The sequence below is a fragment of the Nesterenkonia sp. DZ6 genome, assembly GCF_022565835.1.
Classification (GTDB): Bacteria; Actinomycetota; Actinomycetes; order Actinomycetales; family Micrococcaceae; genus Nesterenkonia.
The window spans coordinates 982,642-1,008,494 of record NZ_JAJOYW010000001.1 but is presented as its reverse complement, the minus strand read 5'-3'; the positions used below and the strand labels follow the sequence as shown (position 1 = coordinate 1,008,494).

General features: G+C 69.0%; 24 protein-coding genes, 1 tRNA gene and 1 riboswitch. Of the genes, 6 read left to right on the top strand and 19 right to left on the bottom strand.

Annotated elements, in window-relative coordinates:
- Positions 1 to 7 precede the first annotated feature (7 nt).
- Together LTH93_RS04500 and LTH93_RS04495 are read right to left on the bottom strand one after the other, a co-directional pair.
- Positions 8 to 1,411, bottom strand: a complete 1,404-nt coding sequence (locus LTH93_RS04500; protein ID WP_370642694.1) for an aldehyde dehydrogenase family protein — start codon at positions 1,409 to 1,411, stop codon at positions 8 to 10.
- A gap of 66 nt (positions 1,412 to 1,477) precedes the next feature.
- Positions 1,478 to 3,052: a GMC family oxidoreductase gene (locus tag LTH93_RS04495; protein WP_241470203.1), complete on the bottom strand. Its 1,575-nt coding sequence runs from the start codon at positions 3,050 to 3,052 to the stop codon at positions 1,478 to 1,480.
- A gap of 184 nt (positions 3,053 to 3,236) precedes the next feature.
- On the opposite strand from LTH93_RS04495, the gene LTH93_RS04490 reads away from it, so the two are divergent.
- Positions 3,237 to 4,202, top strand: a complete 966-nt coding sequence (locus tag LTH93_RS04490; RefSeq protein ID WP_241470202.1) for a helix-turn-helix domain-containing protein — start codon at positions 3,237 to 3,239, stop codon at positions 4,200 to 4,202.
- Positions 4,203 to 4,219: 17 nt separating this feature from the next.
- On the opposite strand, the gene LTH93_RS04485 is transcribed toward LTH93_RS04490, so the two are convergent.
- From LTH93_RS04485 to LTH93_RS04430, 12 genes are all read right to left on the bottom strand, one after another.
- A complete protein-coding gene (locus LTH93_RS04485) occupies positions 4,220 to 4,990 on the bottom strand; it encodes an enoyl-CoA hydratase/isomerase family protein (protein WP_241463778.1) in 771 nt (256 codons plus the stop codon).
- 24 nt (positions 4,991 to 5,014) lie between these two features.
- A complete protein-coding gene (paaE, locus tag LTH93_RS04480) occupies positions 5,015 to 6,166 on the bottom strand; it encodes a 1,2-phenylacetyl-CoA epoxidase subunit PaaE (RefSeq protein WP_241463779.1) in 1,152 nt (383 codons plus the stop codon).
- On the bottom strand, positions 6,166 to 6,678 hold the full coding sequence (gene paaD, locus LTH93_RS04475; RefSeq protein ID WP_241463780.1) for a 1,2-phenylacetyl-CoA epoxidase subunit PaaD: 513 nt from the start codon (positions 6,676 to 6,678) through the stop codon (positions 6,166 to 6,168). Before paaD ends, paaE begins: the two co-directional genes overlap by 1 nt.
- Before the next feature lie 11 nt (positions 6,679 to 6,689).
- A complete protein-coding gene (gene paaC / locus LTH93_RS04470; RefSeq protein ID WP_241470201.1) occupies positions 6,690 to 7,517 on the bottom strand; it encodes a 1,2-phenylacetyl-CoA epoxidase subunit PaaC in 828 nt (275 codons plus the stop codon).
- Positions 7,514 to 7,813, bottom strand: a complete 300-nt coding sequence (gene paaB, locus LTH93_RS04465; protein ID WP_036474355.1) for a 1,2-phenylacetyl-CoA epoxidase subunit PaaB — start codon at positions 7,811 to 7,813, stop codon at positions 7,514 to 7,516. Before paaB ends, paaC begins: the two co-directional genes overlap by 4 nt.
- A 48-nt stretch (positions 7,814 to 7,861) precedes the next feature.
- Complete coding sequence (gene paaA, locus LTH93_RS04460; protein ID WP_241463782.1) at positions 7,862 to 8,881, bottom strand: 1,2-phenylacetyl-CoA epoxidase subunit PaaA; 1,020 nt, start codon at positions 8,879 to 8,881, stop codon at positions 7,862 to 7,864.
- Positions 8,882 to 9,067: 186 nt separating this feature from the next.
- Entirely contained in the window at positions 9,068 to 9,352 is a 285-nt protein-coding gene (locus LTH93_RS04455) for a DUF3253 domain-containing protein (protein WP_241470200.1), read from the bottom strand.
- A gap of 198 nt (positions 9,353 to 9,550) precedes the next feature.
- A complete protein-coding gene (locus tag LTH93_RS04450; protein ID WP_241470199.1) occupies positions 9,551 to 10,171 on the bottom strand; it encodes a TetR/AcrR family transcriptional regulator in 621 nt (206 codons plus the stop codon).
- Positions 10,172 to 10,192: 21 nt separating this feature from the next.
- Positions 10,193 to 11,524, bottom strand: coding sequence for an AMP-binding protein (locus tag LTH93_RS04445; protein ID WP_241463785.1), 1,332 nt, complete (start codon positions 11,522 to 11,524; stop codon positions 10,193 to 10,195).
- Positions 11,525 to 11,528: 4 nt separating this feature from the next.
- On the bottom strand, positions 11,529 to 11,990 hold the full coding sequence (gene paaI / locus LTH93_RS04440) for a hydroxyphenylacetyl-CoA thioesterase PaaI (RefSeq protein WP_241463786.1): 462 nt from the start codon (positions 11,988 to 11,990) through the stop codon (positions 11,529 to 11,531).
- A gap of 165 nt (positions 11,991 to 12,155) precedes the next feature.
- The gene (locus LTH93_RS04435) at positions 12,156 to 13,196 is read right to left on the bottom strand and encodes an NAD-dependent epimerase/dehydratase family protein (RefSeq protein ID WP_241470198.1); all 1,041 of its coding nucleotides are present in this window, start codon (positions 13,194 to 13,196) and stop codon (positions 12,156 to 12,158) included.
- A gap of 132 nt (positions 13,197 to 13,328) precedes the next feature.
- Positions 13,329 to 13,420, bottom strand: a tRNA-Ser gene (locus LTH93_RS04430).
- A gap of 139 nt (positions 13,421 to 13,559) precedes the next feature.
- Here LTH93_RS04430 and LTH93_RS04425 point away from each other — a divergent pair.
- Positions 13,560 to 15,602, top strand: a complete 2,043-nt coding sequence (locus LTH93_RS04425) for an FAD/NAD(P)-binding protein (protein WP_241470197.1) — start codon at positions 13,560 to 13,562, stop codon at positions 15,600 to 15,602.
- On the opposite strand, the gene LTH93_RS04420 is transcribed toward LTH93_RS04425, so the two are convergent.
- Positions 15,577 to 17,070, bottom strand: coding sequence for an FAD-binding oxidoreductase (locus LTH93_RS04420; protein ID WP_241470196.1), 1,494 nt, complete (start codon positions 17,068 to 17,070; stop codon positions 15,577 to 15,579). The genes LTH93_RS04425 and LTH93_RS04420 overlap by 26 nt on opposite strands.
- A 93-nt stretch (positions 17,071 to 17,163) precedes the next feature.
- On the opposite strand from LTH93_RS04420, the gene LTH93_RS04415 reads away from it, so the two are divergent.
- The 3 genes from LTH93_RS04415 (at position 17,164) to metX (ending at position 21,062) form a co-directional block, all read left to right on the top strand.
- Positions 17,164 to 18,147: a linear amide C-N hydrolase gene (locus tag LTH93_RS04415; RefSeq protein WP_241470195.1), complete on the top strand. Its 984-nt coding sequence runs from the start codon at positions 17,164 to 17,166 to the stop codon at positions 18,145 to 18,147.
- 92 nt (positions 18,148 to 18,239) lie between these two features.
- Positions 18,240 to 18,372, top strand: a riboswitch (SAM riboswitch).
- A gap of 131 nt (positions 18,373 to 18,503) precedes the next feature.
- Positions 18,504 to 19,916, top strand: a complete 1,413-nt coding sequence (locus LTH93_RS04410) for an O-acetylhomoserine aminocarboxypropyltransferase/cysteine synthase family protein (protein WP_241470194.1) — start codon at positions 18,504 to 18,506, stop codon at positions 19,914 to 19,916.
- Positions 19,917 to 19,931: 15 nt separating this feature from the next.
- Positions 19,932 to 21,062, top strand: coding sequence for a homoserine O-acetyltransferase MetX (gene metX / locus LTH93_RS04405; protein ID WP_370642665.1), 1,131 nt, complete (start codon positions 19,932 to 19,934; stop codon positions 21,060 to 21,062).
- Between the two features lie 29 nt (positions 21,063 to 21,091).
- Here the strand turns inward: metX and LTH93_RS04400 are convergent, their stop codons facing one another.
- Positions 21,092 to 21,982, bottom strand: a complete 891-nt coding sequence (locus LTH93_RS04400) for an SGNH/GDSL hydrolase family protein (RefSeq protein ID WP_370642664.1) — start codon at positions 21,980 to 21,982, stop codon at positions 21,092 to 21,094.
- A 95-nt stretch (positions 21,983 to 22,077) separates the two neighbouring features.
- On the opposite strand from LTH93_RS04400, the gene LTH93_RS04395 reads away from it, so the two are divergent.
- On the top strand, positions 22,078 to 22,737 hold the full coding sequence (locus LTH93_RS04395) for an alpha/beta hydrolase (RefSeq protein WP_241463792.1): 660 nt from the start codon (positions 22,078 to 22,080) through the stop codon (positions 22,735 to 22,737).
- On the opposite strand, the gene LTH93_RS04390 is transcribed toward LTH93_RS04395, so the two are convergent.
- Genes LTH93_RS04390 through LTH93_RS04380 form a run of 3 tightly spaced genes read right to left on the bottom strand, consistent with a single transcriptional unit; the run spans position 22,724 to position 25,840 of the window.
- On the bottom strand, positions 22,724 to 23,728 hold the full coding sequence (locus LTH93_RS04390; RefSeq protein ID WP_241470193.1) for a glycosyltransferase family 2 protein: 1,005 nt from the start codon (positions 23,726 to 23,728) through the stop codon (positions 22,724 to 22,726). The genes LTH93_RS04395 and LTH93_RS04390 overlap by 14 nt on opposite strands.
- 4 nt (positions 23,729 to 23,732) lie before the next feature.
- On the bottom strand, positions 23,733 to 24,758 hold the full coding sequence (locus LTH93_RS04385) for a hypothetical protein (protein ID WP_241470192.1): 1,026 nt from the start codon (positions 24,756 to 24,758) through the stop codon (positions 23,733 to 23,735).
- A complete protein-coding gene (locus LTH93_RS04380) occupies positions 24,755 to 25,840 on the bottom strand; it encodes a glycosyltransferase family 4 protein (RefSeq protein ID WP_370642662.1) in 1,086 nt (361 codons plus the stop codon). Before LTH93_RS04380 ends, LTH93_RS04385 begins: the two co-directional genes overlap by 4 nt.
- Positions 25,841 to 25,853 lie beyond the last annotated feature (13 nt).

The window sequence follows — 25,853 nt, the reverse complement described above, 5'->3', positions numbered from 1 at the left end:
GGTGCGCTCAGCGGCTGATCACATGCGGCTGGGCGACCTCCTTGAGTCCCTGCAGGCCGAACTCCAGGCCGAAGCCTGACTGCTTGGCGCCGCCGAAGGGCACCCGCGGATCGATGGCGCCGTGCTTGTTGATCCAGGTGGTGCCCGCCTCGATCCGGGCGGCCACCTCGGTGGCGCGTTCGGGGTTCGAGGACCAGACCGAGGAGCCCAGCCCGACCTCGAGGCCGTTCGCCCACGCGATCGCCTGCTCCAGATCGGTGTAGCGGATGATCGGCAGCGCCGGACCGAACTGCTCCTCGATCACCAGCGGGTTCTGCGGATCGATGTCGGCCACCAGGGTGGCGGGATAGAAGAAGCCCGGGGCGTCTTCGTCGGGATCTGCCCCGATCAGCACGCGGGCGCCGGAGTCCTTCGCAGCGTCGACCAACCGGGCGACGATGTCGCGCTGCTTCGCGTTCTGCAGCGGTCCGAGCACGTTCTGCTCCTCGAGGCCGATGCCCATCGGCATCTTGGCGGCCACCTCGGTCAACGCATGGCAGACCTCGTCGTAGATGGAATCCGGCACGTAGAGCCGCTTCAGCGCCGCGCAGGTCTGCCCGGTGTTGATGAATGCGCCCCAGAAGAGGTCCTCGGCGATGGCCTGCGGGTCGGCGTCGTCCAGCACGATCCCTGCGTCGTTGCCGCCGAGCTCCATCGTCATCCGCTTCATGGTGTCCGCGGCGGTCTTGATGATCGCCTTGCCGGTGGTCGCCGAGCCGGTGAACATGATCTTCGCGATATCTGCATGCTCGGTGAGCTGCCTGCCCAGCGAACCGTCACCCGGGACCGCGATCAGCACATCGGCCGGCAGCGCGGAGTTGAGCACCTTGACCAGGGCCAGCACGCTCAGCGGAGTGTACTCCGAGGGTTTGATCACCACGGTGTTGCCCATTCGCAGGCTCGGCGCGATCTGCCAGATCGAGATCATCATCGGCCAGTTCCACGGACCGATGGCCCCGACGACGCCGAGCGGACGATAGTGCAGCTCCGCATAGCCGGACTCATCATCGACGAGCACCTCGGGCTCCACCGGGATCGACGCGGCGGTGCGCAGCCAGGCCACGCAGGCGCCGACCTCGAAGCGGGCGTTGGGTCCGTTCAGCGGCTTTCCCTGCTCCCGGGAGAGCAGCTGGGCGAGCTCCTCGGCGTGGGCCTCCACCGCGTCCGCTGCGGCATGCAGCGCGGCCTGACGTTCCCCGTCCGGGGTCGCGGCCCACGAGACCTGGGCGTGCAGGGCACGGGCGACGGCGTCGTCGAGGTCTGCGGCGGAGGTGAGCGGGGCATGGCCGATGAGCTCACCGGTGGCGGGGTCGTGGATCTCTTGGCCCTCGGAGGTTGTGATCTCCTCGAGCAGCGTGGTGGTGGTCATGATGTTCTCCTTGGTGGTGTCGTCAGGTCGTCAGGTCGTCTGGTCGTCTGGTCGTCAGGGTGGCCGAGGTCAGCCGTGGTCGGCTGTGGTCAGCTGTGCTGGGGTCAGATCGGCTCTGCGGCCCAGCAGCAGGTCAGCCGCCTTCTCGCCGATCATGATCGAGGGGGCGTTGGTGTTGCCGCTGGGCAGTGCCGGCATGATCGAGGCGTCGGCCACGCGCAGCCCGGCGACGCCGCGCACGCGAAGCTGCGGATCCACCACCGAGTGGTCATCGATGCCCATCCGGCAGGTGCCCGCCTGGTGGTGATAGGTGCCGGCCATCGCCCGGGCGTGGGCGCGCACCTGGTCGCGGGTCTCAAGCGGGGCCGAAGGATTGAACTCCGCCCTGCGGTAGGGGGCGAGCGCGTCCTGGGCACCGATCTCCCGGCACAGTTCGATGGCGTCACAGAGCGCCTCGAGGTCATGCTCCTCGGCCAGCAGGTTGGGGTCCAGCAGCGGAGCGAGCCGAGGGTCCGTGCTGGTCACCCGCAGCGTGCCGCGCGAGAGCGGGCGCACGATTCCGGCGTTGACGGTGAACCCTGCGGCGGGGACCGCACCGCCGTCGGTGGGGTAGGGGAAGTGCATGAAGAGCGGCTGGATGTCCGGCGCCTCCTCCTCGGTCTGCCGACTGTGTGCGAAGAGCTGGGCCTCGAGCAGATTGTGCCGCCCCTCGGCCAGGGGTTCCGGCGCCTCATAGATGACGCTGGCCAGGACATGGTCGTGCAGGTTCTTGCCCACTCCGGGAAGCTGAAGAACCGCGTCGATCCCGGCCTGGCGCAGGTCGGTGGGATCACCGATGCCGGAGCGCTGCAGGATGCTGGGGGAGCCGATCGCCCCTCCGCAGAGCACGATCTCCGCCGAGGCATGTGCGGTGTGCGTCCCGGTCCCGGTGCTGTACTCCACGCCGGTGGCGCGACCGGCTTCCACGGTGATCCGGTGCACCAGCGCATCGGTGGTGAGGGTGAGCCGCTCGTGGCCGAGGATCGGATGCATGAAGGCGCGCCAGGGGCTGTGCCGCTTCCCGTCCTTGGTGGTGGTGTGGTTGAATCCGGCGCCGGACATCTGTGCGCCGTTGAAGTCCTGGGTCTCGGAGATCCCCACAGCGCCCGCGGCCTGGACGAAGGCCTCTGAGCTGGCGTGGCGATTCATGATCTTCTCCACGTGCAGCGGCCCGCCGGCGCCGTGAAACTCGGATTCTCCGTCCTCATGGTCCTCGGAACGCTTGAACAGCGGCAGCACGTCGTCCCAGCCCCAGCCCTCACAGCCGGCCGCGGCCCACTTGTCGTAGTCCGAGCGGTGGCCGCGGATGTAGATCATGCCGTTCAGCGACCCGGAGCCGCCGAGCACCTTCCCTCGGGGCCAGGCGATGCTGCGGTGGTTCGCGTGGATCTGCGGCACCGTGGTCAGCGCCCAGTCCGAGGTTCCCTGCATCAGCATCGGCCAGCCCTGGGGACTGTGGATGTTGGGGTCCTCGTCGCGGCCGCCGGCCTCGATCAGGTGGACGCTGTGTCCGGCGTCGAGCAGTCTGCGGGTGATCACGGAACCGGCGGACCCGGCGCCGATGACGACGTAGTCGGTGGTCATGGCTTCATTCACGATGCTCATCTCTCCTTGGATCACAGTGCGTCTCGGAGCGCAGTTCTTTCGGCAGTGTTCCCAGCATCGTCACCGACGACGGCGCCGCCTTGATCGCAGGCGCACAGACCTGTGCATCAGGTGCACATGTTGTGGCGCGCGTCACAACAGGGTGGGAGACTGGAGCGATGCTGAGGAACAAGAGGCCCATCCGGTGAGCACGACGACGGGACAGGTGTCCTTCGATCCCGCCCAGCTGCCGCCTCAGGATCGCTTCGAGGCATGGAGACACGCGGTGAACACCGCGTTCGTGCCGCTGGATGCCAGCACCGAGGACCCGAGCCGGTTCAACGGCGCGCTCACGGGGTTGGCGCTGGGGTCGCTCAGCGTCGCCGGGGTGGGTGGTGATGCGGTCACCGTGCGGCGCAGCCGGCAGGCGATCGCCGCGGGGGATCCCGGGGTCTTCAAGTTTGCGCTGCAGGTTCAGGGCAGCTCGCTCACCCGGCAGGACGGCCGGGAGGCGCTGCTGTCTCCGGGCGATCTGGTCGTCTACGACACCCGGCGTCCCTATGACCTTGTCTTCGGCGGGGCGTACCGGATGTTCGTGGTGCAGATCGCGGTGGAGCACCTGGGGCTCTCGGCCGAGCAGGCCCGCGCCGTGGTGGCGCAGCGGATCCCCGGGTCCGCCGGTCTCGGTGCGCTGACGTCCTCGCTGCTGGGCAGCCTTGATGATCAGCTGCAGAAGGGTGAGATGGCTCCGGACCCGCGGGCGGCTTCGGCGGTGCTGCAGCTGGTCCAGGCGACGCTGCTCTCCCGGTTCCGGCCCGCCGCCGAGGTGCCGACTCGCGACGTGGTCTATCTGGAGGCGGTCAGGCACATCGACGACCACCTGGGGGACCCCGAACTCGGCGTCGGCGCCGTGGCGCGCGCGCTGCACGTGTCAGTCCGTTATCTGCAGGGGATCTTCGCGCAGGAGGGCACCACCATCAGTGACTGGGTCCGTCAGCGCAGGTTGGAACGGTGCCGGATGGAACTCGGGGACCCCTCCCAGGCGAATCGGTCGATCAGCGCGGTGGCCGCCCGCTGGGGGTATCCGGAGGCATCGAGCTTCAGCCGGGCATTCAAGCAGGAATACGGAGTCTCGCCCGGTTCGTTCCGGCGTGAGGTCGCCGGCGGCTGAACAGCGGCTGTGGAGACTCAGCGTCCGTGGAAGACCGGCTTCCGCTTCTGCTGGAAGGCGGCGAATCCCTCGGTGTAGTCCGCGGAATCGCACAGCCGGCCCTGGGCGTGGTTCTCCTCGTTCAGAGATTCCCAGAGGCCGATCCGCTGGTCCCGGACCGCGGCCACGAGGGCCTTGGATTCGCGGAAGGCCAGGGTCGCGCCGGCCGCGGCCACCGCGACCTTCGCCCGGGTGAAGTCGAGGAGCTCCTCGGCCGGCACCGCGCGGGAGAAGAGTCCCGCGGTCACGGCCTCCGCGCCTGACATCAGGTCAGCGGTGTAGATCAGATCCAGGGTCCGGTGCGCGCCGAGGCGCTCCACGAAGAGCGCATGTCCGCCGGAGTCCAGAGTGGCTCCGAGCGCGGCGAAGGGTGAGCCGATCTTGGCGTTCTCGGCCACGTAGACCACGTCGGTGGCGACGGCCAGGCCCAGTCCCACCCCGAGGCAGGCGCCCTGCACGGCGGCGAAGGTCGGGGCGGGGAACGCCGCCATCCGGCGCATCAGCGGGGTGACCTTGTCCTGCAGGTAGCCGAGCGCGTCGTCGGTGGCGGGCACCACGTCGGAGATGTCCCGGCCGGCGCAGAACCCCTTGCCCTCGCCACGCAGCAGCAGGGCGCGCACGCCCGCAGCTTCAGCCTCCCGGTAGGCGGCATCGAGGTCATCGAGGGCCTGCTCATCCAGGGAGTTGAGCTTCTTCGGGGCGTCCAGGACGATCTCGGCGATGTCGTCGGTGATGGTGAGGCTGATCATGGGGTCTCCAGGGTTGGGACGCGCTCAGGCGTCGTAGTCGACGACGAGCTGCTTGGAGGTGGGCCGGGTCTGGCAGGTCAGGATGTATCCGGCCTTGACCTCGTCGGACTCCAGCGCGAAGTTCTCCTCCATCTCGAAGTCGCCGGAGACGACCTTCGCGCGGCAGGTGCCGCAGACTCCGCCGGCGCAGGCGAAGGGCACATCGGGCCGGGCGCGCAGCGCGGCGTTGAGCACGGTCTCCCCGGAGCCAGCGGGGGACGCGATCTGGCCGGTGAGCCCGTCGAGGGTGAACTCGATCTGGACGTTGTCACCCTGCGGGTCGGCTTCGACCTTGCGGCCCTGCTGGCCCTCGGGGCGGTCGGGGCGTCCGGTGGTGAAGAGCTCGAAGCGGATGTCGCCCTCGTCGACCCCGCGGGCGGCCAGGGAGTCGCGCGCCATCTGGACCAGCTCGAAGGGTCCGCAGAGGAACCATTCGTCGGTGTCCTGCACGCGCAGGACCTTGTCCAGGAGGTCGCTGAGCTTCTCATCGTCGATCCGGCCGGTGAGCAGCGGGTTGATCCGCTGCTCGCGGCTGAGCACATGATGCACCGCGAGCCGGGCGGGGTAGCGGTCCTTGAGATCGCCGAGCTCCTCGGCGAACATCACGTCCCCGGCGGAGCGGTTGGCGTAGATCAGGTCGAAGGTGGAGTCCTTCGAGGCGGCCAGCACCGAACGGGCGATGGCCATGATCGGGGTGATCCCGGAGCCGGCGGCGAAGGCGACCAGGTGCACATCCGAGCGCAGCGCCACGGCCTCCTCGGCGAGCTTGGCCGGGTTGTTCATCGAAGTGATCGCAGTCTTGGAGACGAACGCCCCGGAGGGGTTCATCACCTCCATCTGGTCCCCGGGCTTGAGCGACTCATTGGCCCAGTTGGAGAACAGGCCACCGATGTCGCGCTTGATCGCCACCCGGATCTCCCCGGGGGTCGGCTCGGTGCAGATCGAATAGGAGCGGCGGATCTCCTGGCCCTCGAGCTCGGTGCGCAGCGCCACGTACTGGCCCGGCGCGTAGTCGAAGTCCTCCTGCAGCTCCGGGGGCACGGCGAAGGTGACCTCCACGGAGTCTGCGGTGAGCGGGCGCACCTCGGAGACGGTGAGGGTGGAGAAGGTCGCGCGGCGGCGTGTGGTCGTCGACATCAGTGCACCTTGAAGTGGTCGAAGGGCTCCAGGCAGTCGCGGCACTGGTACAGCGCCTTGCATGCGGTGGAGCCGAAGCGGGTCATCTCACGAGTATTGGGGGAGTCACAGCGGGGGCATTTCACGCTCAGGCCGACGCGGATGGGTCCTACGGCTGCCTTGCCGGTGGGCGGGGCGATGCCGTATTCGCGCAGCTTCACCTTGCCCTCCTCGGTCATCCAGTCGGTGGTCCACGCCGGATGGAGCACGGTCTCGATACGCACCTTCTGGTGCCCGGCGTGGCGCAGCGCGGCACTCACGTCGGCGTTGATCGTGTCCATGGCCGGGCAGCCGGAGTAGGTCGGGGTGATGACGACGACGGCGGTGCCGTCCTCGTCCACCCGTGCCTCGCGCAGGATCCCCAGGTCCGCGATGCTGAGCACCGGGATCTCTGGATCATTGACGCTGGCGGCGATCTCCCAGACCGTGGCATCGGCGGGCAGAGTCACGGATTCGGGTCCCATGACGGCCATGAGTGCTCCTCTCACCAGGTGGCCCCGGGGTGCTGGCGGGCCAGCACCTGCATCTCGGCCAGGATCAGTCCGCGCTGCTCGGAATGGCGCCCGGAGCGGTCGGCGCCGTGGGCGCCGGACATGTCGGGGATGCTCAGCCCGGCCTGCTCGATCACCTGGTGCAGCCGGGCCAGCGTGGCCTCGCGCAGCGAGGAGGGCAGCACGGCGATGTCGCCGAGCTCGGTGATCGGCTCGACGTCGGTGAAGAGCTCCTCGACATAGGACCAGACCGAGTCAAGGCCTGCCTGGACGCGCCGGGCGGACTCCTCGGTGCCGAGGCCCAGCCGCAGGATCCACTGGGCGGCGTGATCCTGGTGGTAGTCGACCTCCTTGAGCGCCTTCGCGGCGATCGCCGCGAGGGTGGTGTCCGTGGAGTTCACCAGTCGGCTGTAGAGCTCGTGCTGGTAGAAGCTGAAGATCAGCTGCCGGGCGATGGTCTTGCCGAAGTCGCCGTTCTCCTGCTCCACCAGCCGGCAGGAGCGGAACTCCTCCTCGCTGCGGAAGTACGCGAGGTCATCCTCGGACTTGCCCCAGGCGGTGCCGGCGTAGGTGAGCAGGAACCGGGCGTGGCCGAGCAGGTCCAGGGCGATGTTCGCCAGCGCGACATCTTCCTCAAGCTCGGGTGCCCGGGAGACCCAGGCGCCCAGGCGCTGGGAGAGGATCAGCGCGTCGTCGCCCAGCAGCAGGGCGTACCTGGCGGTGGCGTCGTCGGCCTTGGTGTCGGAGGCGGCGATCTCCTCGGCGGTGATCGCCTCGCCCTGGGACTGGCGGGTGGCGGAGTCATGCGATGCGAAGCTCACAGGTGCTTCACCCCTTCGGACTGGGTGTAATACGTGGCATGGCGGTAGCTCTTGCCCTGGGCGGACTCGAAGTAGGCGCCCTTGGAGTCGGGGTCCGAGGCCATGATCGCCGCGGCCGGCACGACCCACACCGAGGTGCCCTCATTGCGCCGGGTGTAGAGGTCCCGGGCGTTGCGGATCGCCATGGTGGCATCAGGTGCGTGCAGCGAGCCTGCGTGGACATGGGAGAGCCCGCGTGAGGACCGGATGAAGACCTCCCAGAGGGGCCAGGAGCTTGAATCTGCGCTGGAGGTCATGGCCTCGCCTTTCTAGCGGTGATGTCTTGGGGGTGCAGCGGGTGGGACTCAGGCGCCGATGAGGGCGGCCTGGTCCTGGGACTGACGGTTGGCGTAGGCGGTCGCGGCTTCGCGGACCCATGCCCCTTCGTCGCGGGCCTTGCGGTAGTGCTCCAGGCGTTGCCGGCTCAGCGGGCCGTTGCCCTTGATGACGGCGAAGAACTCGTCCCAGTCCAGGTCGCCGAAGTCGTAGTGGCCGCGCTCCTCGTTCCACTTCAGCTCGGGATCCGGAAGGGTGAGGCCGAGTGCCTCGACCTGGGGGACCAGCATGTCGACGAAGCGCTGGCGCAGCTCATCGTTGGTGAAGCGCTTGATCTTCCACGCCATGGACTGCTGGGAGTTCGGGGAGTCCCCGTCCGGGGGGCCGAACATCTGCAGCGCCGGACCGTAGAAGCGGTTCACGGCCTCCTGGGCCATCTGGTGCTGCGCCTCGGTGCCGTGGGAGAGCGAGTAGAGGATCTCCCAGCCCTGGCGCTGATGGAAGGATTCCTCCTTGCAGATGCGCACCATGGCGCGGCCATAGGGGCCATAGGAGGCGCGGCAGAGCGGCACCTGGTTGACGATCGCTGCGCCGTCGACCAGCCAGCCGATCGCGCCGATGTCCGCCCAGGTACGGGCCGGGTAGTTGAAGATCGACGAGTACTTGGCCTTGCCGCTGTAGAGCTGGTCATACATCTCTTCACGGGGGCGGCCGAGGGTCTCGGCGGCGGAGTAGAGGTAGAGCCCGTGGCCTGCCTCGTCCTGGACCTTGGCGATCAGGATCGCCTTGCGCTTCAGGCTGGGGGCGCGGGAGATCCAGTTGCCCTCAGGCTGCATGCCGATGATCTCGGAGTGCGCGTGCTGGGAGACTTGGCGCACCAGTGACTTCCGGTAGGACTCGGGCATCCAGTCCCGCGGTTCGACGCGGGAGTCCTCGGCGATGATCTCGTCGAAGCGGTTCTGCCCGGACTCTGCCTCGGCGAGCGCCGCAGCGGCGTCGCTCTCGTCGGCGAGGTGCAGGGGAGCGTGCTGGTGGTTCTCGGGTGACATGGTCATCCTCTATTCCGTCGCATTATTTACCGACCGTTCGTTCAGTATAGCACTGGAGATGTGACGGTCAACACTTGGCTGCGAGAAGGGTGAGATGGCTGGGGTCGGCGCGGTTGGAACAGGCGTTCTCGCCGCAGCCGGGCGAGTGCGCCGGACCGCGGCGCCGACGCCGTCTGGTCTTCTGGATCAACGCGTGTCCGTGTCGGGCGGGCGTCGGCGGATACGGATAGGCCCACGTGCGGTCGCGGGGTCGACCGCTGTGCCTCGTTGGGTGATCTCCACGACGCCGACGGCCTCGAGACGTCGAGCCGCTGCCCGTGCGGCGTCCATCTGGTCTCGCCAGTCCTCGCCGGCGACTGCGCGCGCAGCCTCGGAGGGGCAGATCGTCGCCGTCTCGGCCCGCTTCGCGAGCAGGTCGAGGATGGCGTTCTCCATATCGCGGTCTGACGCCGCGGGGCGGGGCTCGTCCATGGCCTCAGTCTCCCGCATCCATGGCGTCTGGGAGATCTGGCGCAGGCGGGCGGCGAAAAGCCCCGTCGATGCTCCGAAAAGCATGGACGGGGCTGCGCGCTTCTGTGACTACTGACTCTGGGCAGGCCCCTTGTGACTTGACTCGGCGATCGCCTCACCGATGGCCGCGCAGGCGGCGGCACTATGTCCTGGTGTGACTCAGCGCCGCTCGGCAGTGCGCAGTCCCCCGAGGATGATCTGCTTCACGGTCTCGGCCAGGGCCGCGTCCGGGGCGCCGCCGACAGGGCGGTACCAGTCCACGATCGAGTTGATCGTGCCCATGGCCAGACGCGAGGCGGTGCGGGCGTCGATGTCCTGACGCAGATCACCGTCGTTCTGGGCCTGCCTGATCAGGTCTGCGATGCGCAGGGTGATCTCGCGGCGCCGCTGCAGCGCCTTGACCTCCATCTCGGAGTTCCCGCGCAGCCGCAGCAGCAGCGTCACATAGGGCAATGAAGTGGTCAGCACCTTCACCGATTCGCTCAGGATCATCTCCAGCTCGGCCACCGCGGAGGCGTCCAGCGCCTCAGCCTCGGTGATCACCCGCTCCAGCTCGGCGAGTGATCGGTTCAGCGCGATGTCGAGGATCTCCTCTTTGGAGCTCACGTGGTGGTAGATCGCCGACTTGGAGATGCCCAGCTCGCGGGAGAGCGCGCCCATCGAGGTGGCCTCATAGCCATGGCGGTTGAAGGTCTCGACACAGACGGTGATGAGCCCCTCGCGGTCATAGCCGGGGCGGCCCCGGCGGGAGGCGGACGCCGTCGTCGAAGTGGGGGTCATGACTCCACCCTAGTCGGGTGACTATTGGGGCCGCTGATCATAGATCCGGCGCAGCTTGCCCGAGGAGCGACCCAGGGACCCTGGCTCCTCCACGCTGATCTTGCAGCTGGAGCCGACCTTGACCTTGATCTGCCGAGCCAGCACAGCTCCTGCTGTCTCGGCGTCCTCGGCGGAGGTCTCCGCGCGCCGCTCGATGTGCACGGTCATCTCATCCATCTTTCCCGGTCGGGCCAGACGCAGCTGGAAGTGCGGGGAGAGCTCCTTGATCTCCAGGGCGATCTCCTCGATCTGGGACGGGAAGAGGTTGACCCCGCGCAGGATGATCATGTCGTCGCTGCGTCCGGTGATCCGGCCCATCCGTCGGTGCCCGGGACGTTCGGAGCCCGGCAGCAGCCGGGTCAGGTCGTGGGTGCGATAGCGGATCATCGGCAGCGCCTGCTTTGTCAGCGTGGTGAAGACCAGCTCGCCGTGCTCGCCGGTGCGCAGCACCTCCTCGCTGATCGGATCGATGATCTCCGGGCGGAAATGGTCCTCCCAGATGGTCGAGCCGTCCTGGCGCTCCACTGATTCACCGGCGACGCCCGGGCCCATCACCTCGGAGAGTCCGTAGATGTCGCAGGCCTTCAACGCGAAGGTCTGCTCGATCTCGTGGCGCATCCTGTCCGTCCACGGTTCGGCGCCGAGCACGGCGACCTCCAGCGAGGTGTCCTTGGGGTCCACGCCAGCGGCGCGGAAGGAATCTGCCAGCGCCAACAGGTAGGTCGGAGTGCATAGGATCACCCGGGGCTTGAAGTCCTGGATGAGCTGGACCTGCTTCTCGCTCTGCCCCCCGGACATCGGGATCACGGTCGCCTTGAGCTTCTCGATCCCATAGTGGGCGCCCAGGCCGCCGGTGAACAGGCCGTAGCCGTAGGCGTTGTGCACCAGGTCTCCCGGGCGCACCCCGGAGTAGCGCAGGCAGCGGGCGAGCAGAGTCGCCCAGCTGTCGATGTCCGCATCGGTGTAGCCGACCACCGTCGGGCGCCCGGTGGTGCCGGAGGAGGCGTGCACCCGGCGGACCTGTTCCATCGGCACGGCGAAGGCCTTGAACGGGTAGGCCGCGCGCAGGAACTCCTTGTCCGTGAAGGGGAACTTGGCGAGGTCCTCGAGCGTCTGCAGGTCATCGGGGCCGACGCCGTGGGCGTCGTAGAGCTCGCGGTAGGCCGCGACGTTGTCGTAGGCATGGCGCAGGGTCTGCTGCAGCCGGGTGAGCTGGAGCGCCTCGATCTCCTCGCGGCTCATCAGCTCCTCGGTATCGGGCAGACCGGGGTCGGTTGCGGGGATCGCGGTGATTTCGGTGTTGAGGATGCTCATCGGGTCACTTCTTTCCGGGGGAGGCGATGGTGCGCGAGCGGCCGCGGAACACGCCGAGGAGGTCTTCTCCCCGGGTGATGGTCACGTCGTAGACGCCGCTGCGTCCTGTGTTGGCCACTCCGATCGCCTCGGCGATGATCGTCTCGCCGAGCAGAGCTGGTTTCAAGAAGTTGATGTCGACGCCGGAGGCCACGGTGATGGTGCCCTCATCGAGGCTCGGGTGGTTGCAGGCCATGGCGAAGCAGGTGTCGGCCAGGGCGAAGAGCATTCCCCCGTGGGCGATGTCGAAGCCGTTGGTCATGTCTTCGCGGATCACCATGCTGATCCGAGCGTGGCCTGGGTCAGCTGTGAGGACCACGATGCCGAGAGCCTCGGAGGCTCGATCGTTGTCCAGCATCCGATGTCGAGGGCGACCTGCGGTGCTCGAGTTCAGGCCCTCGGGGGCGAGTTGGGTGGACTCAGTCATCGGTGCTCCTCATCGCATTTCCAGACCGATTGGTCGGTAAGTCAACTGAAGCACCGGAACGGATGTGATGTCAAGCACAGCTCGGGTCGGTCCACCTGTTGGCCCGGCATGGGCGATGGAGGGTCCCCGTTGACCGGGTGCGGCTCGACGCCCGCCCGGGGTCCGCTACTCGCGCAGCGCGGCGGTGTAGCCCGAACGGAAATCGGGATGCAGCAGCTCGCCGAGCAGGCGGTGCAGCAGCGACCCGTCCAGCGCCTTGCCATGGCCCGCGCCGAGCAGCGCTGAGTCGAACAGGTCCTCCCCCGACGGGCTGGAATCGGTCAGGACGGAGCCAGACGGGGAGTCCGCGTGATGGCGGACCGGCGAGTTCAGCGGCACCGAATCCAGCACCTGGGGATCGAGCCTCGGATCGCTCCACGGGCGGGGGAGCTCGAGCTGGTCAGCCATCCAGTTGTGCACCACGCCCAGGGGCACCGGGAGCTTGTCCACGCCCAGCACCAGTTCCGGCGGGGCCGCGGAGGTCAACAGCTCGACGGCGGCCCGCGCGGCGTCGTCGGAATGGATCCGATTTGAGATTCTCCAGGCCTCATGGGCGTCCTGACCTGCGGCTTCACCCACGGAACCGGAGCGCAGCTGTTTGATGAGCCGATCTCGGCCCGGACCATAGATGCCGGAGAGTCGCAGGATCCCGCTGCGCGAGCGGGCCGAGGACTCAGCGCCGGCGTCCCGCCACTTCTGCAGAAGCTGCTCGGTGCGGGCAAGGACCTCACCCGTCGGGCCGGCAGGGGTCAGCGGCGCAGATTCGTCCAGTCGCCCCGAGGCGTCGCCGAGGACCGAGGTGGAGGACACCAGCAGCACCTGCACAGTCTCGGCGAGGTTTGCCTGCGTGATGCGGTCCAGCACCGTTTCGAGCCCGCGCAGGTAGACCTGCTCATAGCGCCGCGGATCGCGGCTGCCGGCGGCGGGCGAGAAGACCACCGCCGTGGTGTCGGCCGGCGGGGCCGGGACCGTGGATTCCTCGGTGAGGTCCACGGCCGTGCCGTCGAAGGAGGCGGGCAGACGCTCCGGGCTGCGGCGCCATCCCGAGACGTTCCAGCCCTGGTCCAGAAGTCGATGGCCGATCCGCGTGCCGACGTCGCCGCAGCCCACCAGCACGGCGCGCGGAGTTGGTGAGTCGGCGGGGAGCGGGGCGGCGGAGGCAGTCATGGTCCGAGCCTAGCGATTTCCCGCAGGATGCGGTGATCGACGCGGGCCACAAGTCTCGATGTCAGTGAGCACCTGCGGCGGACGCAGAAGAACCCCCGTCCGGATCTCTCCCGACGGGGGTTCTTCTCACAATGGCGGAGGCGGGGGGATTTGAACCCCCGGTCCGCTTTGAGGCGGACACTTCATTAGCAGTGAAGCCCATTCGGCCGCTCTGGCACGCCTCCTGTGCCCACGAACTCGGCGAACCGTTCTCATGCGCCCGTCTAGACTAGCGGTTCGGCTGGGAAACTGACAAAGCGTGCGCTCGCAGTACTCTGGACGGGACGAGACAGCCGAGGAATGCACCAGGAGAACACGCCACCCATGCCCCGCCAGACCGAGGAACGCAGAGTCGCGCTGATCGGTGCCGGGCCCCGCGGCACCTCCTTCCTGGAACGACTGCTGGCGGCGGTGGAGCGCGGCACGCCCGACGCCCAGGCATCCCGGTTGCGCGTCCTGGTCATAGACCCCGCCCCACACGGGCCCGGCCGCGTCTGGAACCCGCAGCAGTCCCCGTTGTACCTGATGAACACCCCCGCCAGCTTCCCCACCGCGGCGCCCGTCGGCGCGACTCAGGCCCAGCTGGCCTCGTCGTCGGTCTCCCGCTCCTTCGCCCAGTGGCGGCACGAGCATGAGGCCGAGGAGACCGCCACCTCGGTGCGCGCCGACGGCTTCGAGCCGCCCGTCTTGAAGGGGATCGACCATGGCGGGACCGACACCGACTACCCCACCCGCGCCGCCTACGGGCAGTACCTCACCTGGCTGCACACCGAGGTCTGCGCGGCACTTGCGCGCCATCCCGGGATCAGCGTCGAGCACATCTCCGCGGAGGTCGCCGAGCTGCGCCGCGCCGACTCCGGGTATGAGCTGAGGCTGCGCCCCGACGACGACGCCGATCCGCCCCGGGATGATCGGCTCCGCGCCGACCAGGTGGTGCTGGCGCTGGGTCACATACCTGCCGGGCTGAACGAGTCCGGCGAACACTTCACCGAGGTGGCCGAGCAGCTCGGGCTGCACTACCAGCCGCCGGCGATCCCCACCGAGGTGGACTACTACTCGCTGCCCGCCGGGGAGAACGTGCTGGTCCGCGGGATGGGGCTGAACTTCTTCGACCTGATGATCCAGGCCAGCGTGGGCCGCGGCGGAGTGTTCCACGAACACGCCGACCACCCCGCCGGGCAGCGCCTGGAATACCTCGCCACCGGCGACGAGCCGCACCTGGTGGCCGGGTCCCGGCGCGGCACCCCATATCGAGCCAAGTCCACCGCGCTCACCGAGGCGCCCGGGTTCGCGCCCGTCGGCATCACGCTGCACCACCTCAGCCCCGAGGCGGTGGCCGAGGCCGAACGGCGCCACGACCTGCTCGACTTCTCAGCCCACCTCTGGCCGCTGATCCAGCGCGACGTGCTGCGCACCTATTACCGGACCCTGGTGGAGCTCGCCCCGGAGCTCTTCCGCGCCGGTTTCGAAGCCGCGCTTCAGGAGCTGCTCGCGGACACCCACCTGGGCGAGGCGGTGCTGCAGACCCGTGGTCAGCGGCTGCTGCGCGAGCTCGCCCCGGATGTCCTCTGGTTCGACATCCGCTCGCTGGGCAGGCCCTTCGGCGGGCTGACCTTCGAGTCCGCCGAGCAGTACCAGCAGCACATGAGCGCCTACCTCGAGGATGACGCGGCCACCTCCGCCGCCGGAGCGCGCAGCCCGGTGAAGATGGCCATCGGTGCGCTGCACCTGGCCCGGATGGAGGTCAAGGCGCTGATCAGCCAGGGCCGGGTCTCCCAGTCCAGCCAGATCAGCGAGATCGAGGGCTGGTTCGAGTCCCTGGTGGAGGGCCTGGCCAGCGGCCCGCCGCTGCAGCGGATCGAGGAGCTCGCCGCCCTGACCCGCGCCGGGGTGGTGGAGTTCCTGGGACCCGACCCGATCTTCGACGTGGACCGCGAGACCGGCTTCTACACCGCCGAATCCCCGGCCGTGGCCGCGCCGGCGTACCAGGCGCGCTGGCTGCTTGAGGCGATGATGCCCGCCAATCGGATCCAGCTCTCGCGCTCGCCCCTGGTGGCGGGACTGCTGCGCAGCGGCCTCGCCCGGCCGCGCGAACTCGTGGACGCCTCCGGGGCGCCGCGGGCGGGCAAGGGCTTCGACGTCACGCGACTTCCACATCGGCTGATCCCGGCGGACCGCGCCGAGCCGGAAGAGATCTACGTGCTGGGCCTGCAGCTCAGCTCGGTCCAATGGGGCACCGCCATCGCCGCGGAGGCCGGCGGAGATGGCGATTCCTCCGCGCGATCCCTCGCCGACGCCGACGCCGCGGCCCGCGCGGTCCTTTTCGGTCCGGGCGGCGCGGCTACAGGATCGCCCGCCCAGGATTGAGCCGGCGCTCCGGATCGAACACGTCCTTGATCCGGCGCTGCAGCGCGATCACCTCGGCGGACTGCTCCCAGTCCAGCCAGCGCAGCTTATAGGTGCCGATCCCGTGCTCCCCGGTGATGGTCCCGCCCATCTCCAGTGCCAGCCGGACCGAACCGTCCAGGGCAGCATGCAGCCGCGAGACGGCCGAGGTCGGGAGGCCGCCCTCGGTGGCGTCGATCGTCACGGGGGCGGCCTCGGGCTGTGCGGGGGAGGCCGCGTCGTCGTCGGGTCTTGTCTCGGTGCCGGTGCCGGTGTCGGGGCCGAGCTCTGAGCTGGGGACGCTGAAGGTGGGGTGCAGGTTGCCGTCCCCGGCGTGCGCGACCACCTTGAGCTGGACCTGGTGCTCCTCGGCGAGGTCTTCGATGGCGCGGATGTAGTCCACCAGCCGCGACCGCGGGACCGCGACGTCTTCGCCCACGCGCACCTCGTTGACGATTCCGTCGCCGCGGGCGTGCCGGCGCAGCTCGATCAGCCGCTCGGACTCGGTGGAGCCGGGGTCGCTGACCAGGGCGCCGAGTGCTCGCAGCACCTCACGGATGATCTCGGCCTCGATGGCAGCACCGTGGCCGTCGGTCTGGATCAGCAGCAGCGTGTCTCCGCGCTGGGCCAGGTCCGAGCCCTGCGCCTCATCCAGGGCGAGCATGGTGCGGCGATCCAGCAGCTCCGTGATCGCCGGCTGCACCCGGGCCCTGCCGATGTCCAGGACCCCTTGGGCGGCGGTGGTCAGCTCGTCGAAGAACGCGGCGATGGTCTCGGTGTGCGCACTCAGGTGGCGCAGCCGCACGGTGACCCCGACGACGATGCCGAGGGTCCCCTCGGAGCCGACGAACAGGCTGGTCAGGTCATAGCCGGCGACGCCCTTGAAGGTGGCCTGTCCGGTGTGGATCAGCGTGCCGTCGGCGAGCACCACGTCCAGGGCAAGCACCGAATCGCGGGTCACCCCGTACTTCGCACAGCGCAGCCCGCCGGCGTTGGTGGCGACATTGCCGCCGATGGTGGAGGTGCGGTAGCTCGCCGGATCCGGGGCGTACATCAGCCCGTGTTCTGCGGCGGCGGCGTTGAGGTCGGCGTTGATCACGCCCGGTTCGACGACGGCGACCTCATCCTCGGGTCGCATCGCCAGGATCTGGTTCATCCGGGTCAGGTTCAGCACCACCGAACCCTCGGTGGAGTTCGCCCCGCCGGAGACGGAAGTCCCAGCCCCGCGGGTGATCAGCGCGAAGCCATGCTCGCAGGAGAGTCGCACCAGCAGTTGGACGTCCTGCGTCGATTCAGCAAAGACCACGGCGAGCGGCGGGTGCACCTGCCAATGCTCCAGCGGCCCCTGGTCGACCGCGTGGGCGTCGAGCTCCGCGGCGTCGGTGGTCAAGGTGCCCGGCGTGAAGGCGCTGCGCAGGGCTGTCAGGACGTCATTGTCGGAGGCACTCATGAAAGGTGAGTCTAGGTCAGGGTTGACCTCCGGATATGGCCTCCGACACACTGAGGCCCAGTTGGAGCCCAGGTTCGGTGAGAGGCCAGTCTGATGTGCACACGTGTGGTCTACCTGGGCGAGCAGGATCGTGTGCTGACGGCCCGTTCCATGGACTGGAACGCCGACCTGGGGACGAATCTGTGGGTCTTCCCCCGGGGGCTGCCGCGCGAGGGAGGAGCCGGGTCGGAGTCGCTGACCTGGACGTCCCGCTATGGCAGCGTGATCGCCTCCGGCTATGACATCTCGACCACCGATGGGATGAACGAGCGGGGGCTGGTCGCCAATGCCCTGTGGCTGGTCGAGTCGCGCTACCCGGGGCTCGACGATGCCCGGCCGAAGCTCTCCCTCGGCGCCTGGGCCCAGTACGTGCTGGACAGCTTCGCGACCGTGACGGAGGCGGTCGAATCACTCGCCCGTGAAGACTTCGCCGTGGTCACCGCCGGCGTGCCAGGGCAGCCGCGCCAGGCGACCATGCACCTGTCGATCTCGGATGCCTCCGGGGACAGCGCCATCTGTGAGTACCTGGACGGGACGCTGCAGATACACCACGACCGCACCCACCAGGTCATGACCAATTCACCGCCCTTCGCTCAACAGCTGGCGATCGACACCTACTGGCGCGGCATCGGCGGTACCGTCATGCTCCCGGGCACCAATCGCGCCGCCGACCGCTATGTCCGGGCAAGCTTCTACATCAACGCGGTGCCGCAGGTGGAAGACCGCACCATCGCGACCGCGTCGGTGTTCGGGGTGATCCGCAACGCGTCGGTCCCCTATGGGATCAGCACTCCGGGGCAGCCGAACATCTCCTCGACCCAGTGGCGCACCGTGGCGGACCACAAGGACCGTCGCTACTTCTTCGACTCCGCGCTGCGGCCCAGCGTCATCTGGGTGTCCCTGGACCGACTCGACCTGCGAGAAGGCTCAGGTGTCCGCCGCATGGATCTTGCTGATGGCCCGCCCGACGGCCACGCCGGCGACGTCAGTGATCTCTTCGAGCCCGCGGAGCCGTTCGCGTTCCTCGGGCCGGAGTGACTCGCGGCAGGGTGGCCGAACATGACGAACTGCGAACCCGACCCCTGGCCCGCACTTGCAAGGAAGCATTCCGCGATGCAGACTTGCTCCTAGGTCAAGAGTGCCAGCGCAAAACCCCGGTTTGCTGGCCGGCAACCCTCCAGTTCGCGGTGGGGTGCCCCGGGTGACGACCTGGCTGAAACAGTCAGTGAAGCAGTTCACCGACTCACTCAGCAAGCGCGGGCCACACACCAGTGCGGGCCCAACATCCCAGTCCTCAGGACAGGGCCGTACAGGATTCAGCGCCGGAAGCTCGACCACCGGCAGCGACGTTCACATCCGGCCCGGTTCCTGGGCCGCATTGAACGGAGAATCCTTTGAGCAACGAGAACACCTGGCAGTTCGAGACCCAGCAGATCCATGCCGGAGTCGCCCCCGACCCGGTCACCGGAGCACGGGCGCTGCCGATCCAGCAGACCACCTCCTTCGTCTTCCCGGACACCGCCGCCGCCGCGCGCCGCTTCGGACTCGAGGAGATCGCCCCGATCTACTCGCGCATCGGCAATCCCACCGTCCAGGCGGTGGAGGATAAGATCGCCGCCCTCGAAGGCGGAGTCGGGGCGCTCGCCGTCGGTTCCGGACAGGCTGCCACCACGCTGGCGCTGCTGAACATCGCTTCGGCCGGCAGCCACATCGTCGCCTCACCCACCCTCTACGGCGGCACACAGAACCTCTTCAAGCACACCCTGCCGAAGTTCGGCATCGAGGTCTCCTTCGTGGAGGACCCCGATGACCTGGAATCCTGGCGCGCCGCCACCCGGGAGAACACGGTCGCCTTCTTCGGCGAATCCGTGGCGAACCCGCGCGGGGACGTGCTGGACATCGAAGGCGTCGCCTCGGTGGCGCATGAGTTCGGGGCACCGCTGATCATCGACTCCACGCTGACCACCCCATACCTGATCAAGCCGATCGACTTCGGCGCCGACGTCGTCGTGCACTCGGCCACCAAATTCCTCGGCGGCCACGGCACGGCCATCGCCGGGGTGATCGTGGACTCCGGGCGCTTCGACTACTTCGCCCACCCGGAGCGCTTCCCCGGCTTCTCCACCCCGGACGAGAGCTACCACGGGCTGGTCTTCGGCCGGGATCTCGGCGCCGACGGGATCTTCGGGGTCAACCTCTCCTTCATCCTCAAGGCCCGGGTCCAGCTGCTGCGCGACCTCGGTCCGGCACTGTCCCCGCACAACGCCTTCGAGATCAACCTGGGGCTGGAGACCCTCTCGCTGCGGATCGAACGCCATGTCGAGAACGCGCAGAAGGTCGCCGAGTACCTGGAGGCCCATGACGCCGTGCGACGGGTCTACTACTCCGGTCTGCCCTCGAGCCCCTGCTTCGAGCGCGCTCAGAAGTACCTGCCCCGCGGATCCGGGGCGGTGCTGTCCTTCGAGCTCGCCGGAGGAGCAGCCCACGACGCTTCAGGTCAGGCCCGGGCGGGCCAGGCCTTCGTGGACGCGCTGGAGCTGCACTCGCTGGTGGCCAATGTCGGCGACGTCCGCTCCCTGGTGATCCACCCCGCCTCGACCACGCACAGCCAGCTCAGCGACGCCGAGCAGCGCGCCGCCGGAGTCAAGCCCGGACTGGTCCGGCTCTCGGTGGGCCTGGAGCATATCGACGACATCATCGCCGATCTGGACCAGGGCTTCGAGAAGGCCGCCCAGGGCGCTGTGAACGCGGCAGCGGAGGCCGGCGCGGACAATGTGACGAAGCAAGAAACCGCAGCGGCGGTCTGAGGTTAGGGTGATCAGGTGCTGAATGACTTTGGGAACAGGCCCGCCGGTGCGTTGAAGACCGCTGAGGTCGGCGCGTACACCTTCGAGGCCGGCGGGCGGCTGCCCGAAGTCACCCTCGCCTACGAGACCTGGGGCACGCTGAACGAGGACGGCAGCAACGCCGTCCTGGTCGCCCACGCCCTCACCGGTGACTCCCACGTCGCCGCCACCGCGGCGGATGCCTCCATCGGATGGTGGGAAGGGCTGCTCGGACCGGGCCGCCCGATCGACACCGAGCGCTGGTTCGTGATCGCCCCGGCCATGGTGGGTGGCTGCTACGGCTCCACCGGACCCGCCTCCCTGGATCCCGAGGGGAAGCCCTACGGCTCCCGATTCCCCTTCGTGACCATTCGCGACTCCGTGCATCTCGAAGCCCGGCTGGCTCATGCCCTGGGCATTCGGAAGTTCCACACGGTGATCGGCGGATCCATGGGAGGCGCCCGGGCGCTGGAATGGGCCGTGACCTACCCGGAGATGGTCGAAGGCGTGGCCGTCTTCGCCTGCGGAGCGGCCTCCACCGCGGAGCAGATCGCCTTCGGCCAGGCCCAGGTGCTGGCTGTGGAGAACGATCCCCATTTCGCCGGCGGCGACTATTACGGCGGCCCGGCGCCGCAGGCCGGGCTGGGACTGGCGCGCCGGATCGCGCACATCACCTACCGCGCGGAGTACGAGCTGGCGGTGCGCTTCGGCCGCTCCGCCCAGGGCATGGAAGACCCCGTCGGCTGGTCCCAGCGCAGGCGCGGGCGCTACCAGGTGGAGTCCTACCTGGACCACCAGGCCGAGAAGCTGCTCCAGCGCTTCGACCCCAACGCCTACATCGTCCTCGCCGAGGCCTTGATGAGCCACGACGTCGGCCGCGGACGCGGGGGAGTGGACCAGGCGCTCGCCGGGGTCACCGCGGCGCCATTCTTGGCGGCCGTGACCACGGACCGGCTGTACTTCCCGAAACAGTCCCAGGAGATCGCCGACGCGATCCCCGGGGACCATCAGGTGCACATGATCGACTCTCCGATCGGCCACGACGGATTCCTCACCAGCGCGGAGCAGCTCGGCGACGCCATGCGGGAGACTCTCCAGCTGGGGAGCCGCGCGCCCCTGCGCCTCTGAACCTCCGGCGGCTCTGAACCTCCGGCGGCTCAGGCGTCGTCGACGCCGCCACCCGGGGGCATGGACCCGCCGAAGAGCGGCTCGAAGGTCGGTCGCTTCGCGTAGATCCCATCCCCGGAGGACCTCCCGCGGAGCCGCCGGACCACCCAGGGGAAGAGGTGGTGGCGCGCCCAGACGGCGTCATCCACCCGGGCCGCACGCCAGCTCCGCACCGGAACCGGGCGCGGCTCCGAGGGCTTGAGATCGTGCTCGACGTTCATCGTCTCCAACACCATGCGGGCGATCGTGTGGTGGCCCAGCGCGGAGAAGTGCAGCCGGTCGTCGTCCCACATCTCCGGGCGGGTCAGCTCGCGCAGGGACCACATATCGGCGACCACGGCGTCATGCCGGGCCGCGATGGTGCGCACGTTCTCGTTGAAGATCGCCACCTTCCCGCGGATCGAGCCGACCACCGGGGTCTCGCGCACATCGGGGCCGTTGAACAGCACGATGGTGGCCCCAGTGGTGGTCAGGATCTGCACCAGGGTGTCCAGGATCCGGGCGGTCTCATCGGGGTCCCCGCCGGGCCGGATCACGTCATTGCCGCCGGCGCACAGGGTGATCAGGTCCGGGCGCAGCTCCAGGGCCGGGGCGAGCTGTTCGTCTCGGATCTGACCGATGAGCTTTCCGCGCACCGCCAGGTTGGCGTAGGAGAACTTGGGAGAACCTTCCACGGCGGCGGCACCGAGGGCCAGCTCCTCAGCCACTCGGTCCGCCCAGCCGCGGTGGTAGCCCGGTCGGGTCTGATCGGGATCCCCGATGCCTTCGGTGAAGGAGTCCCCCAGGGCCACGTAGCGGGTCCAGGGGTGCCGCGGAGTCTCAGCGATCTCGGCGTCGGCGGGCAGGTCTGGTGTTTCGAGGGTCTCATCAGTTTCGTTCACCCGGACATTGTCGCTGACCACCCCCTCTTCATGCATCCACCCATGGGCTGATTAGAGTGGGTCAGTCACCCTTCCCGTCACGCAAAGGTCATTTCATGTCTGCCTCACCGCACGTCGCCTGGTCCCGCGAACCCGAGGACCGCGCCGGCACCCCGCTGGTGGTGCTGCTCCACGGCTACGGCTCCCACGAGCAGGACCTGATGGGACTGGTCCCCGGGCTGCCCGCCGGCTTCACCTATGCCTCCGTGCGCGCGCCGGTGAAGATGGAGGTCGGCGGCTACACCTGGTTCGACCTGGATGTCGAGCGGCTGGCCTATTCGTCATCGGCCGCACGCGAGGCGGTGGAGGATCTCTGGGAGTGGATCGCCGCGGTCAAGGACCAGCACAGCTCGGTGAGCCTGCTCGGATTCTCCATGGGGATGGCGGTCGCCACCTCGCTGCTGCGCAGCCGGCCTGAGGAGTTCGCCACCGTCGTCGGGCTCTCCGGCTTCGCCGTGGACCCCACCCGAGGAGAGGGGATCGAGGACTACTTCGACGACGAGGCGCTGGCCTCCGCGAAGGTGCCGTTCTTCTGGGGCCGCGACCAGGAGGATCCGATCATTCCGGCGGAGCATGTGGAGTACACCCACGGCTGGGCGACCAAGTCGGTGAAGCTGACCAAGGTGCTCTACGCCGGGGCCGGGCACGGCGTCGTGCCGCAGGAGATCAGTCACGTGGGGGAGTTCCTGACCCACACGGTGCTCAACTCTCGCTGAGCACCCAGTCCTCACCGTCGCGCCGTACCAGCCCCAGCCGTTCGAACTCCTGCAGCCAGCCCTCCATCGGCCAGTGTCCCCACCGGTCCGCGAAGATGGCACCGTTGCGCAGGATGTCGGTGAGATGCTCCACCGGCGGCCGGGAGACCGGATGGTGCTGGTGGTAGGCGCAGGCCCCTCCCACCCAGGTCAGCTCGACTCCGCGAGCTCTGGCCCGCCAGGAGAAGTCGGTGTCCTCGGCGCCGTAGCCGGTATAGGCCTCGTCGAATCCGCCGATCCGTTCCCAGACGATCCGGCGCACCGCGAAGGACAATGACCAGAAGAGCGCATGCTCTCCATGGGTGAGGATCTCCCCGGGTGCCGGTGCCGGCCGTGCCGGATGCGGCGCGGCCCACTCGGTGAGCTGATCTGCCGTGGCCGCGTCGAGCACCTCCCCGGGGAGCTCGGGCAGATACGCCACCGGTCCGCAGAGCAGATCCTCGGGCCGCAGCCGCGAGGCCTCGATGTATGCGCTGATCAGTCCGGGGTCCGGGATGCAGTCCACATCCAGGAAGATCAGCAGGTCATCGGGTCCGCTGAGCTGCTCGAGGGCCCGTGCGGCGCCCAGATTCCGGGCCGCGGCGAGCGGCAGCCGGCCTGAGCTGCGCGGAATCTCCAGCACCTGGGTGGACAGCCCGGCGTCGGCCCGGGCCGCGCTGTCGCTGGCCGCGCTGTCGCTGGCCGTGCTGTCGCTGACCGGACTGTTGCTGGTCGGCTGATCCACTGCCAGCTGCGCGCTGATCTGCGGGTCCTCCATGGCCACCACCACGTGCGCCACCGGGGACTGATCGCTGAGTGCCAGCGCGGTGCGCTGACGGCGCAGATGGGTGTGCCGGGAATGGACGGCGGTGACCACGACGGCGCGCGGTGTCGTCCTGGGTCGGCTGGAAGGTCCCGGGGAGCTGGATGGTCCGGTGGGGCTGGGTGGTCCGGTGGGGCTGGGCCTGCTCATCGGGTCACCTCGGTGCCGTCGGCGAGGTCCTGCGCGTGGGGGCGAGCATCGAGTGAAGCAGCGCTGCGAACCGGTCCGCGGCAGCGCCGTCGCACCAGCTGGTCCAGTCCGCACCGTCGAGGCTGAGCGTATGCGCCACGGCCCGGTCCCAGCCGGCGTCGTCGTCGGGCGCGGGGGCGCGGACCGCCGGCCAGGGGCCGCGTTCGAGTGCGGCGAGCATATGGGCCTGTTCCTGGTGGGGACGGTCCAGCGCGGTGACCAGCGCGGGGGTGCGGCTGGCGGCGACCTCGGCGATGGAGTTCTGCCCGGCCGCAGTGAGCACCAGGTCGGCGCGCTTCAGCAGCGGCCAGGGGTCGGCCTCCCAGGAGGACTCGCCGCCCAGGATGCGCAGTCGCGCCTGCGGCAGGGTCCGGCGCAGCTGGGCGATCGCCGCGGCGCTCACCGCGCCGCCGCCGCCTCCGCTGAGCACCAGGACCTCGAGCTGCTGGTTCTCAACCGGGGTCCCGTCCGGGGTGAAGCGGGAGAGCCCGCCCAGCGCCTGGACGTCGGGTGCCTCGGCGAGGATCTCGGTGGCCTGCGCGGGCCACATGCCCACCACGGCCGAGGAGATCGAATAGCCCAGCCGATGCGCAGGATCGCTGCGGTCGCCGGGCAGCGCCACGGTGACCACCGGGATCCCGTGGAGCCGGGCGAGCAGTGCGATCTCCACCGAGACATCGGCCACGAGCAGCTCAGGTGCGGCGTGATCGATCCAGGCCGAGACCTGCGCGCTGCGCCGGCGCAGCCCGGAGTGGTGCAGGGGGGCCCAGTGCAGCGCGCCGGCGGCGGTGGGTTCGCGGAACCTGCCGCCGTCGTCCGGCTCGGGGGCGTCATCGCGGTCCAGCTGGAGCCAGTCCGCCGGCCAGTCGGCGGGCGGGGGCAGCGAGGAGACCCCCGTGATGCGGACCCCGCGCGCGGCGGCGGCATGAGCCACGGCGCTGGCGCGGTGAAGGTGTCCGCGGCCCTGATGGTGGATGTACCAGCCGATCATCGCGCTGATGCGCTGGGCTGCGGGGAGGCTTCCATAGCCATCTGGGTGTAGAGCTGCTCGTACTCGTCGACCATCCGCTCCAGCGAGAGATCTCGCTCGGCGCGCTGGCGGACCGGGGTGCGATCGCAGCGTGCGGCCCGGGTGATCGCCTCGGCGAGGGCGGCCACCGACCCGTCCGCGGCGAGGGCCCCGGAGGATTCGGTGACGATCTCTACCAGCCCGCCGCGCGGGAAGGCCGCGACAGGCGTCCCACAGGACATGGCTTCAGCCGCCACCAGGCCGTAGGGCTCATCCCACTGGGAGCTGACCACGGCCACTGCGGAGGAGCCCACGAGCTCGACCAGCTCAGCGTGGCGCAGATGCCCCACATGCACCGCGTCGTCGCCGAGCCGGGGCTCGACCTGACCCTCGAAGTAGCTGCGGTCCATGATGGGGCCCGCCAGGGTGATGCTGCGACCGGCGGCGCGCGCCGCGTCGATGGCCAGATGCGGGGCCTTCTCGGGCACCAGGCGCCCGGTCCAGACGCATCCGTCGCCGCCAGGGCCGGGATGCCACACGTCGGTGTCGACGCCGTTGGGGATCACGCTGGACACCACTGAGCTCGCCCAGGCCTTGGCCGTGGCGGAACTCACGGCGGTGAACACCGAGGAGGGCGCGGCGTAGTTCATCGCGGACTCCAGCCATGGGGTCGGTGGAGTGTGCAAGGTGGTGAGCACCGGCATCGGGATCAACGATGACAGCGCGACCGGAAGGTGGTGCAGCGAGTTGTTGTGGACCACGTCGAAGTCCTTGGACTCCGCCAGTCGCAGCATCAGGCCGAGATAGGCGTGGTGCTGCTGCATCCAGTCCGCCGGCATCGCGCCCACGTCAGAGCGGGCAGCGGCGGTCAGCTCCAGCCGCTCCGGGAGGAGCATCTGGGCGCCGAGCTCCGGGTCGCTGCCGCCTGCGGCGAACAGCGTCACCGAATGACCTCTGCCGATGAGCTTCTTTGCCACCGTGTGTGTAAAAGCCTCGAGCCCCCCGGCGAAGGGTTCCCGAATGGGAAACTGGCTCGAAGCGATGATGCAAATGCGCAACCGCACCCCTAGTTCACAG

Excerpts from the sequence above, each read along its gene's own strand:
- LTH93_RS04445 (WP_241463785.1), bottom strand. The coding sequence starts at position 11,524 with ATGAGCATCCTCAACACCGAAATCACCGCGATCCCCGCAACCGACCCC.
- LTH93_RS04425 (WP_241470197.1), top strand. The coding sequence starts at position 13,560 with ATGCCCCGCCAGACCGAGGAACGCAGAGTCGCGCTGATCGGTGCCGGG.
- LTH93_RS04390 (WP_241470193.1), bottom strand. The coding sequence starts at position 23,728 with ATGAGCAGGCCCAGCCCCACCGGACCACCCAGCCCCACCGGACCATCC.
- LTH93_RS04385 (WP_241470192.1), bottom strand. The coding sequence starts at position 24,758 with ATGATCGGCTGGTACATCCACCATCAGGGCCGCGGACACCTTCACCGC.
- LTH93_RS04435 (WP_241470198.1), bottom strand. The coding sequence starts at position 13,196 with ATGACTGCCTCCGCCGCCCCGCTCCCCGCCGACTCACCAACTCCGCGC.
- LTH93_RS04455 (WP_241470200.1), bottom strand. The coding sequence starts at position 9,352 with ATGGACGAGCCCCGCCCCGCGGCGTCAGACCGCGATATGGAGAACGCC.
- paaA (WP_241463782.1), bottom strand. The coding sequence starts at position 8,881 with ATGTCACCCGAGAACCACCAGCACGCTCCCCTGCACCTCGCCGACGAG.
- paaE (WP_241463779.1), bottom strand. The coding sequence starts at position 6,166 with ATGTCGACGACCACACGCCGCCGCGCGACCTTCTCCACCCTCACCGTC.
- paaB (WP_036474355.1), bottom strand. The coding sequence starts at position 7,813 with ATGACCTCCAGCGCAGATTCAAGCTCCTGGCCCCTCTGGGAGGTCTTC.
- LTH93_RS04450 (WP_241470199.1), bottom strand. The coding sequence starts at position 10,171 with ATGACCCCCACTTCGACGACGGCGTCCGCCTCCCGCCGGGGCCGCCCC.
- LTH93_RS04395 (WP_241463792.1), top strand. The coding sequence starts at position 22,078 with ATGTCTGCCTCACCGCACGTCGCCTGGTCCCGCGAACCCGAGGACCGC.
- LTH93_RS04420 (WP_241470196.1), bottom strand. The coding sequence starts at position 17,070 with ATGAGTGCCTCCGACAATGACGTCCTGACAGCCCTGCGCAGCGCCTTC.
- paaI (WP_241463786.1), bottom strand. The coding sequence starts at position 11,990 with ATGACTGAGTCCACCCAACTCGCCCCCGAGGGCCTGAACTCGAGCACC.
- LTH93_RS04415 (WP_241470195.1), top strand. The coding sequence starts at position 17,164 with ATGTGCACACGTGTGGTCTACCTGGGCGAGCAGGATCGTGTGCTGACG.
- paaD (WP_241463780.1), bottom strand. The coding sequence starts at position 6,678 with ATGGCCGTCATGGGACCCGAATCCGTGACTCTGCCCGCCGATGCCACG.
- LTH93_RS04495 (WP_241470203.1), bottom strand. The coding sequence starts at position 3,052 with ATGAGCATCGTGAATGAAGCCATGACCACCGACTACGTCGTCATCGGC.
- LTH93_RS04485 (WP_241463778.1), bottom strand. The coding sequence starts at position 4,990 with ATGATCAGCCTCACCATCACCGACGACATCGCCGAGATCGTCCTGGAC.